This window comes from Rhodoferax sp. (assembly GCF_014859475.1).
Classification (GTDB): domain Bacteria; phylum Pseudomonadota; class Gammaproteobacteria; order Burkholderiales; family Burkholderiaceae_C; genus Rhodoferax.
Window position 1 is genome coordinate 1 of record NZ_JACUUE010000102.1, and the last position, 8668, is coordinate 8668.

General features: G+C 60.6%; 9 protein-coding genes. 5 read left to right on the forward strand and 4 right to left on the reverse strand.

Translation table 11 applies throughout. The features are described from left to right. Positions 1 to 126: 126 nt before the first annotated feature. The 4 genes from IBX54_RS09685 to IBX54_RS09700 form a co-directional block, all read right to left on the reverse strand. Positions 127 to 3579: a DEAD/DEAH box helicase gene (locus IBX54_RS09685; protein ID WP_296542453.1), complete on the reverse strand. Its 3453-nt coding sequence runs from the start codon at positions 3577 to 3579 to the stop codon at positions 127 to 129. 13 nt (positions 3580 to 3592) lie between these two features. Then, entirely contained in the window at positions 3593 to 4594 is a 1002-nt protein-coding gene (gene lipA, locus IBX54_RS09690; protein WP_296542454.1) for a lipoyl synthase, read from the reverse strand. A gap of 130 nt (positions 4595 to 4724) precedes the next feature. After that, positions 4725 to 5411, reverse strand: coding sequence for a lipoyl(octanoyl) transferase LipB (gene lipB, locus IBX54_RS09695; protein ID WP_296542455.1), 687 nt, complete (start codon positions 5409 to 5411; stop codon positions 4725 to 4727). Continuing rightward, positions 5411 to 5716, reverse strand: coding sequence for a DUF493 family protein (locus tag IBX54_RS09700; RefSeq protein ID WP_296542456.1), 306 nt, complete (start codon positions 5714 to 5716; stop codon positions 5411 to 5413). The genes lipB and IBX54_RS09700 overlap by 1 nt, the downstream gene beginning before the upstream one ends. 155 nt (positions 5717 to 5871) lie before the next feature. Between IBX54_RS09700 and IBX54_RS09705 the strand changes: the two genes are divergently transcribed. Genes IBX54_RS09705 through IBX54_RS09725 form a run of 5 tightly spaced genes read left to right on the forward strand, consistent with a single transcriptional unit; the run spans position 5872 to position 8576 of the window. Then, the gene (locus IBX54_RS09705; protein WP_296542457.1) at positions 5872 to 6288 is read left to right on the forward strand and encodes an ATP synthase subunit I; all 417 of its coding nucleotides are present in this window, start codon (positions 5872 to 5874) and stop codon (positions 6286 to 6288) included. 45 nt (positions 6289 to 6333) lie between these two features. After that, positions 6334 to 7224, forward strand: coding sequence for a F0F1 ATP synthase subunit A (gene atpB / locus IBX54_RS09710; protein ID WP_296542458.1), 891 nt, complete (start codon positions 6334 to 6336; stop codon positions 7222 to 7224). A 56-nt stretch (positions 7225 to 7280) separates the two neighbouring features. Further along, entirely contained in the window at positions 7281 to 7529 is a 249-nt protein-coding gene (gene atpE / locus IBX54_RS09715) for a F0F1 ATP synthase subunit C (protein ID WP_296542459.1), read from the forward strand. Positions 7530 to 7565: 36 nt separating this feature from the next. Then, positions 7566 to 8036, forward strand: coding sequence for a F0F1 ATP synthase subunit B (locus tag IBX54_RS09720; protein WP_296542460.1), 471 nt, complete (start codon positions 7566 to 7568; stop codon positions 8034 to 8036). A 9-nt stretch (positions 8037 to 8045) separates the two neighbouring features. Next, entirely contained in the window at positions 8046 to 8576 is a 531-nt protein-coding gene (locus tag IBX54_RS09725) for a F0F1 ATP synthase subunit delta (RefSeq protein WP_296542461.1), read from the forward strand. The last annotated feature ends 92 nt before the right edge of the window (positions 8577 to 8668 follow it).

The window sequence follows — 8668 nt, forward strand, 5'->3', positions numbered from 1 at the left end:
CTGTTCAAGGTCCGTGTGCGGTATCGGGCCGGGTACGGATGGCTCGCGATGACGATGTCGCTGTTCAACATCTGTGTGCGGAGTCGGGCCGATGCGGGGCGCTTGCGACGAAGGGTGTTCGTGCCCTCATGCCGACAGCGGCTTGAGCAGTTCGGCCAGGTCGCTCTCGTTGAACAGCGGCTGCTTGCGCCCGACCGAGCCGCTGTACATGCTCTCGGCCAGCGCCGCCTTGCGCTCTTGCAGCGCCAGAATGCGCTCCTCGATGGTGCCTTGCGCCACCAGCTTCACCACCCACACGCTGTTGCTCTGGCCGATGCGGTGGGCGCGGCCGGTGGCCTGGGCCTCCACCGCCGGGTTCCACCAGGGGTCGTAGTGAATCACGGTGTCGGCTTGCGGCAGGTTCAGACCGGTGCCGCCGGCTTTCAGACTGATCAAAAACAGCGGTACCTGGCCACTTGTGAACTGGTCGATGAGCGCATCGCGCCCCTGGCTTTGGCCGGTGAGCTTGACCCATGGGATGCCACGTTTTTGCAGCTCGGCTTCGATCAGCGTCAGCATGCTGGTGAATTGCGAAAACAGCAAAATGCGTCGGCCCTCAGCCAGCATTTCGGGCAGCATCGTCATCAACTGTTCCAGCTTGGCCGATGTCTTGACCTTTTTGGCCGCGTCGAGCTTGAGCAAATGCGGGTCGCAGCAGACCTGGCGCAGTTTTAAGAGTGCATCCAGAATGGTGATTTGCGACTTGGCCAGGCCCTTGGCATCAAGCGCCTCGCGCACGGTTTTTTCCATGCCCAGGCGGATGGTTTCATATAGGTCGGCCTGTTTGCCAGACAGCTCGACACGCAACACGGTCTCAATCTTGGGTGGCAGCTCGTCGGCCACCAGCGCCTTGGTGCGACGCAGCATGAAGGGCGTGACACGGGCGCGCAACTGGTGCAGGGCCTCGGGGTCACCCTGCTTTTCGATGGGGGCGCGAAACAGCTCGGCGAAGCGCTTCTGGCTGCCCAGAAACCCCGGCATCAGGAAGTGGAACAGGCTCCACAACTCGCCCAGGTTGTTTTCCATGGGCGTGCCCGACAGGCACAGCCGGTGCCGGCTGTTGAGCTCGCTGGCCACCTGCGCCGCATGGGTGTTGGCGTTCTTGATGTTTTGCGCCTCGTCGAGCACCACCAAGTGCCACTGCGCCTCGAGCCAGCGCTCGCGGTCGCGGTGCAGCAGCGAGTAGGGCGCAATCACGATGTCGTGGTCCATCATGTTGCCGGCCACCTCGTGGCGGTCCTTGCCGTGAATGACCAGGCTGCGCAGCTCGGGGCAAAAGCGCTCGGTTTCGCGCTGCCAGTTGCCCATCAGGCTCACCGGGGCAATGATCAGCGCCGGGTGGGTCAGGCGGCCGGCGTCTTTTTCAAGCTGGATATGCACCAGCGTTTGCAGCGTTTTGCCCAGACCCATGTCGTCGGCCAGAATGCCGGCCAGACCGTACTCGCGTAAAAACTGCAGCCAGTTCACGCCCTGCTGCTGGTAGGGGCGCAAGGACGCGTTGACGCTTTTTGGCGCCAGCACCTCGGGCAATTCGGCGCGGCCTTGCAGGCGCAGCACCAGCTCGCGCAGGTGCTGTGCACCTTGCCAGACGGCGCCTTCGCCTAAAGTGGCGGTGGTGCGCATGGCATCCAGGCGCGAGAGCTTGAGGCTGTCGCCAGCAAAATCATGGTCGCCGACCAGCTCCAGCAGCGCATCCAGCCAGGGTTTGAGGTTGTCGGTGGGCAAGCGGATAAAGCCGCCTGTGGGCGCTGGCAGGTAAACAAAGGGCGCAATGTCGGGCAGGCCGGTGACGGCGTCACGCGGGCTGCTGGCGGCCATCTTGATGAGCTCGGGCAACAGCGGCAGGATATTGTGGCGCTCGCCGTTGATCTCCATGCCCAGCGACAAATCGAACCAGGGCGAGGTGGCTTCATCGTCGCCCTGCGCTTGCAGATTGACCTCCAGCGCCTCGCCGTGCTGGATCCAGTCGGTCAGCGCATCGTCCAGCGTCAGCTCAAAACCCGCCTGGCGGAAAGCGGCGTAGTCGGTATCGGCCCATTGCAGCCAGGCTTGCTGGGAAGCGCTGCCAGTGATGCCGAACACGCCGTTGCCCGTGGCTGAGAGCCCCAGTTGCATCAAACTGGTGATGGCTTCGAGCTCGGCCTGCGGGTCGCGCTGCAGCAGCAGGCGGCCTTGCGCGTCATCGACCAGCACGGTGGTGCCCTGGCCCACCCACCAGCCGCGGTGGCCGGCGTAGTCAAAGCGCAGCGTGGCCTGCATCAGGCCCAGAGTTGACACGTCTGCAGGCGCCAGGGGGGCCAGATGCAGGCAGGCCTTGGGCGCAATGCCGCTCAGTGTTTGCAGCGGCTCGATCACCGGCGGCAAGGGCACCGGCCCGAGTCGCTCGGCCAGTTCTGCCTGATGCTTTTTCAGCGCTGTCGCCTTGAGCGGCGGGCTGCGCAGCAGCACCGCCACCTGGCCCAGGCTCATGTCCTTGACGCGGGCCAGGCCACAGACACCGTGCTGGCTGTCCAAGTACAGCGGCGGATTGTTCAGGCACAGTTGGGCCAACGACTGGTCGAGCCGGGCGCGCAACACCCAGGCGCTTTCATCACCATGGGCTGGCGTGACCTCGTGCCATTGCCAGAGCAGGTCCAGCGGCGGCCCCCATTGCGCGGGCCTTGTGGGTTGACCATTTTTGTCGCCGATAAAAAGCCGCCCGGTGCTGGCGGCCAGCTCGAGCGCCTGCACGCCGTATTTGCCTTCCAACGTGACGCGTGATTTGGCACCGTAGCTGTAAAAATAGGCGCTCGCGGCAGTCGGCATGGTGCGCATCAGTTGCAGCACGTCGTGGTCGGCTTCGCTCGCGCGGTCATAGACCGGCTGACCGTGTTCCGGCGTGCTCTTGATGGGCTTGGCCTTGGCCCAGTCGCCGTTGATTTTGGGGTAAGACACCACGGCTTCGAGCGTCAGCAGCGGCTGCGGGCCTTGCGCTGCGATCACGTTGAGCAGGTACAGAAACTGCTCAGGGCGCGGCTTGGCACCGTTGCGCTCGGCGGCCAGCGGTGCCTTGGCGCCGCCGCGTTCGATTTCGCCGAGCCAGCGGATCACCTGGTTTTCGGCTTCGAGCTGGGCCGCTGCCTGGCGCAGCGCCAGATCGGCCTGGCGCTGCGCTGCCAGGGCCTGCGCGGTAAGCGGCTTGAAGTTGGCTGCGTCGGCATTGCTGCCCAGGATTTGCTGGCCCTTGTAAGCCGCCTTGATCATCAGCGCCACGCCGTGCTTGCACTGGTAGCCGACCGGGCAGGTGCAGTCGCTGTACCAATCGATGACACGCCCGTTGGCACCGCGATCGAGTTCAATGGAGACGTTGTAGGGTTTGCGCACGCTGCCCTGCACGTCGCCCTGCAGTAGCCAGCCGTTATCCAGCGGCTCGATCGACAGCGTCAGCACGCGCTGGTTGCGGTACAGCTCCAGGCCGCGCGTGTAGGTGGCGGCATCGCAGCGCTGCACCAGCGAGGCCAGGTCCAGCCAGAGATTGCTGCTGTGCCAATGGGTTTGCATGAAAACCGTTTTTTCAGGCTGCTGTGTGGCTCATGGCGTGCCCCGCCTGAACGTCGGCGTGGTAGCTGCTGCGTACCATGGCGCCCACGGCGGCATGGCTGAAACCCATCTCGTAGGCCTTGGTCTCGAACATTTTGAACACGTCAGGGTGCACGTAGCGCTTGACCGTCAGGTGTGATGTTGACGGTGCCAGGTACTGGCCAAGGGTGAGCATGTTGATGCCGTGGGCGCGCATGTCGCGCATCACGTCCAGAATCTCGTCGTCGGTTTCGCCCAGGCCCACCATCAGGCCGCTCTTGGTGGGCACGTCGGGGAACAGTGCCTTGAATTTTTTCAGCAGGTTCAAGCTGAACTGGTAGTCAGAGCCAGGGCGCGCCTCTTTGTACAGCCTGGGAATGGTTTCCAGGTTGTGGTTCATCACGTCGGGCGGCGCTGCCTTGAGAATCTCCAGCGCGCGGTCGTCGCGGCCGCGAAAGTCGGGCACCAGCACCTCGATTTGTGTTTGCGGCGATTTGGCGCGAATGTGCTCGATGCAAGCCACAAAATGCCCGGCACCGCCGTCGCGCAAATCATCACGATCGACGCTGGTGATCACCACGTATTTGAGCTTGAGCTGGGCGATGGTGTTGGCCAGATTCACCGGCTCGTTCACGTCCAGCGGGTCGGGTCGGCCGTGGCCAACGTCGCAAAACGGGCAGCGCCGGGTGCATTTGTCGCCCATGATCATGAAGGTGGCCGTGCCCTTGCCAAAACATTCGCCAATGTTGGGGCAACTGGCTTCTTCACACACGGTGACCAGCTTGTTGCTGCGCAGCACGTCCTTGATTTCATAAAAACGGGTGGTGGGCGAGCCCGCCTTGACGCGAATCCACTCGGGTTTGCGCAAAATTTCGCCCTGCACCACCTTGACCGGGATGCGCGAGAGCTTGGCCGCCGACTTTTGCTTGGCCGTGGCGTCGTAGTGCTCGGCGCTTTGGGGTTCGCGGACTGTATTGGTTTCTTTGGCGATGTTCATATGCTGCTGCTCTATAGGTGCTCTTGGTGGGCTGTCAGTGCGAGCGTAGCGCGGCAGTCCATGCGTTTGGGGGGGCACGGATTGCTTCACTTGCGTATCGCAATGACGGATCGACTTCGCAATGACAGTGTCAGGGGGCGAGGTAAACGGCAAGTTTCTGGCTGAAAACCTCAGCCACGTCCTGCCAGCTGGCAAAGACACCGATTGTAGAAAGATCGACCGTTTGCAGTCCGGCGTAGCCGCAGGGGTTGATACGCGAGTAGGGTTCAAGGTCCATGGCCACATTGAGTGCCACGCCGTGGTAGGTGCAATTGCGGCTGACCTTGATGCCCAAGGCCGCGATTTTTCCAAGCCCGAAAAAATTGGGGGCTACCGGATCCGCCCCCTTTTTTACCGGCCGCTGTGGTAGCAGCGCATGGCCAGCCGGGTCGTCCAGGCGCACGTAAATGCCGGGCGCGCCCGCTACGCGGTGGCCGGTCACACCAAAATGCAGCAGTGTGCGGATCACCGACTCTTCGATGCGATAAACATATTCCTTGACGAAATAGCCCGCCCGCTTCAGGTCCATAAGCGGGTAGGCCACCACTTGGCCGGGGCCGTGGTAAGTCACCTGGCCGCCGCGGTTGGTTTGCACCACGGGAATGTTGCCAAGGTTGAGAATGTGCTCTTGTTTGCCCGCAAGTCCTTGTGTGTACACCGGCGCGTGCTCACACAGCCACATCACGTCGGGCGTGTCTGCTGAGCGTTCGGCGGTGAATGCCTGCATGGCGGCGTAAGTCGATTCGTAGTCCACGCGGCCCAAAAATTTCACTTCCATCAGAGCACCACCTTGACCATCGGATGGGTGGACAGCGTTCGGTATATCTCGTCCAACTGGTCGCGGCTGGTCGCGTTGACGGTGATGGTCACGCCCAGGTATTTGCCGCCCCGGCTCTCACGCAACTCAATCGTGGCAGCGTCAAACTGCGGGTCGAACTGCAGGGCGATGTGGCTGATGGCGTGCGCCAGGCCGTCCACATTGGCGCCCATCACCTTGATTGGGAAGGCACAAGGATAAGTGATGAGCGAAGGCGCATCCGGGGGCGTTGCGCTGGCTGGACTGACGGGGGACTGATCGGGCATGATGCGGGGCTGGCTGAATTTGGAGGACGATTTTCTACCTATAATGGGCGGCTTTTCCGACCCTGACGAACTGTAAAGTAAGCGTAATGTAAATGGTGACAATACCAGCTTCAAAGGCGCCGGGCTCGGGGTTCAATAGTGAACCGCCAGATTTTGTGCCTTTGACCCGGTCGCAGGCGCAAGCGCTGGCCAAAGCCCACCCGGTGATTTCTCCCTGGTGGGTGGTGTTGGGTCAGGTGGGTGTGGGTGGCTTGGCTACCCTGCTGGCTTGGCTGATTTTTGGTGATAGTGTTGCCAAGTCTGTGGCTTGCGGCGCGCTGGCGGTGGTTTTGCCTGCGGCACTGTTTGCGCGCGGCCTGACCAGCCGCTTTGCCAGGGCGAACCCGGGCATGGCTGTCATGAGCTTCTTTGTGTGGGAGCTGGTCAAGATTGTGGTGACGATTGGCGTGCTGTTTGCGGCCCATCGTCTGGTGAAGGATTTGAATTGGCCAGCCATGCTGGTTGGTCTGATCGTCACTTTAAAGGTGTACTGGCTGGCGCTGGCGTTCAAACGCAAGCCCAAACCGGTGTGAAAGATTAACGCTTAACGGCAAAAGTAACTGATCAAAGAGTAACTGATGGCTGCTGAAGAAAACGTTGTGCAACACGGGCCCACCGCGGGCGAGTACATTGGTCACCACTTGACGCACCTGCAAACAGGTCATCAATCGGGTGTGATCGACATGTCAGTGTTCAACATCGACTCGATCTTCTGGTCGGTGCTGTTGGGCGTGCTGGGGCTGTTTTTCATGTGGCGCGTGGCCAAAAGCGTCACCTCTGGCGTGCCCGGGCGTATGCAGGCGGCCGTCGAGGTGTTGCTGGAGATGGTCGATACCCAGGCCAAAGGCATCATTCACAACGCCGAGTCGCGCAAGTTTGTCGGCCCGCTGGCCCTGACGGTGTTCGTCTGGGTGTTCCTGCTGAACTCCATGGACTTCCTGCCGGTTGACCTGATCCCCCTGATTTGGGAACTGATTTACGGTGCCGTCGGTGGCGACCCGCACCATGCTTACATGCGCGTGGTGCCCACCGCTGACCTGTCCACCACTTTGGCCATGTCGTCGTCGGTACTGCTGGTCTGCCTGTACTACAACGTCAAGATCAAAGGCGCTGGCGGTTGGGCGCATGAGCTCGTCACGGCGCCGTTTGGCACCAGCAAAAATCCGTTGTTCGCGCTGATTCTGGGTGTGTTGAATTTCAGCATGCAGCTGATCGAATTCACAGCCAAGACGGTCTCGCACGGCATGCGGCTGTTTGGCAACATGTACGCAGGTGAGCTGATTTTCATGTTGATCGCACTCATGGGTGCGGTCGGTTTTGGTTCTGCCACGGGTATTGCCCTGTGGTTTGGGCACTTGTTTGCCGGTCTGGGTTGGGCGATCTTTCACATTTTGATCGTGACCCTGCAGGCCTTCATTTTCATGATGCTGACCTTGGTGTACGTGGGTCAGGCGCATGACCATCACTAATGGTTTGTCGGTAGGTTTCTCTTTTCTTTTCAACTTGAATCCATAGGAGCTTTTAAATGGAAAACGTGCTTGGTTTTGTGGCGCTGGCCGCTGGTTTGATCATTGGTCTGGGCGCTGTTGGCGCCTGTATCGGCATTGGCATCATGGGTAGCAAATACCTCGAATCTGCCGCCCGTCAACCCGAGTTGATGAACGAATTGCAAACCAAGATGTTCCTGCTGGCTGGTCTGATCGACGCGGCGTTCCTGATCGGCGTTGGTATCGCGATGATGTTTGCGTTTGCCAACCCGTTCGTCTTGAAGTAATTCTTTTCGCCTTTCATCCACTAGAAAGGGGTTGTTGTGAGTATTAACGCAACATTCTTCGCGCAACTTGTGGTGTTTTTCCTGTTGGTGATGTTCACGATGAAATTCGTCTGGCCTCCCATCGCAAAAGCACTGGACGAACGCGCTCAAAAAATTGCCGACGGCCTGGCCGCTGCCGACAAGGCCAGAGACGATCTCTTGAGTGTCAATCAGCGGGTCGAGGCTGAACTGGCCCAGTCGCGCACCGAAACGGCAAGCCGTCTGGCCGACGCCGAGCGCCGTGCCCTGACCATCATTGAAGAGGCAAAAGCCAAGGCCGCCGAAGAGGGCAGCAAAATTGTTGTTGCCGCCAAGGTCGAAGCCGAGCAGCAAGCCGTCAAGGCGCGCGAAGCGCTGCGCGAGCAGGTTGCCGCACTGGCCGTCAAGGGCGCCGAGCAGATTCTCCGCAAAGAAGTCAATGCCGGGGTGCACGCGGATCTGCTGTCACGTCTGAAGACCGAGCTGTAAGAGGACGACATGGCCGAACTTGCCACCATTGCCCGTCCCTACGCCGAGGCCTTATTCAAGGCCAGTGCCGCTGATGCCAAATCCGTTTTGACATGGCTTGATGAACTGGCCTGCGTGGCCGGTGAGCCGCAGTTGCTGCAGTTCGCTAACAGCCCCAGGGCCAGCCATGCGCAGGTGTATGAGCTGATTACCGGGGTGATCAAGGCAACGCTTGACGACCACGCGCACAACTTCATCCGTACCGTGATCGACAACGAGCGCCTGGCTTTTGTGCCCGAAGTTGCCACGCAGTTTCGGGCGCTGGTAAACGCCGAAAGCGGCGCCAGCGATGCCGTCATCTACAGCGCCTTCCCTATCGAGGGTGCAGCGCTGGCCGATGTGTCGCAAATGTTGGAGAAGCGTTTTGCACGCCAGCTCAATGTGGCGGTTGAGTTGCAGCCTGAGCTCATCGGTGGCATCAGGGTGGTCGTGGGTGACGAAGTGCTTGACACCTCTGTCAAGGCCCGTCTGGAACAAATGAAAATGGCTTTGACGGCTTGAGGCTCTGCCTCGAACCGCCGGCCCCACTAATGAAAGAAGGAAAGAGTCATGCAACTCAATCCCGCAGAAATTTCTGAACTGATCAAGAGCCG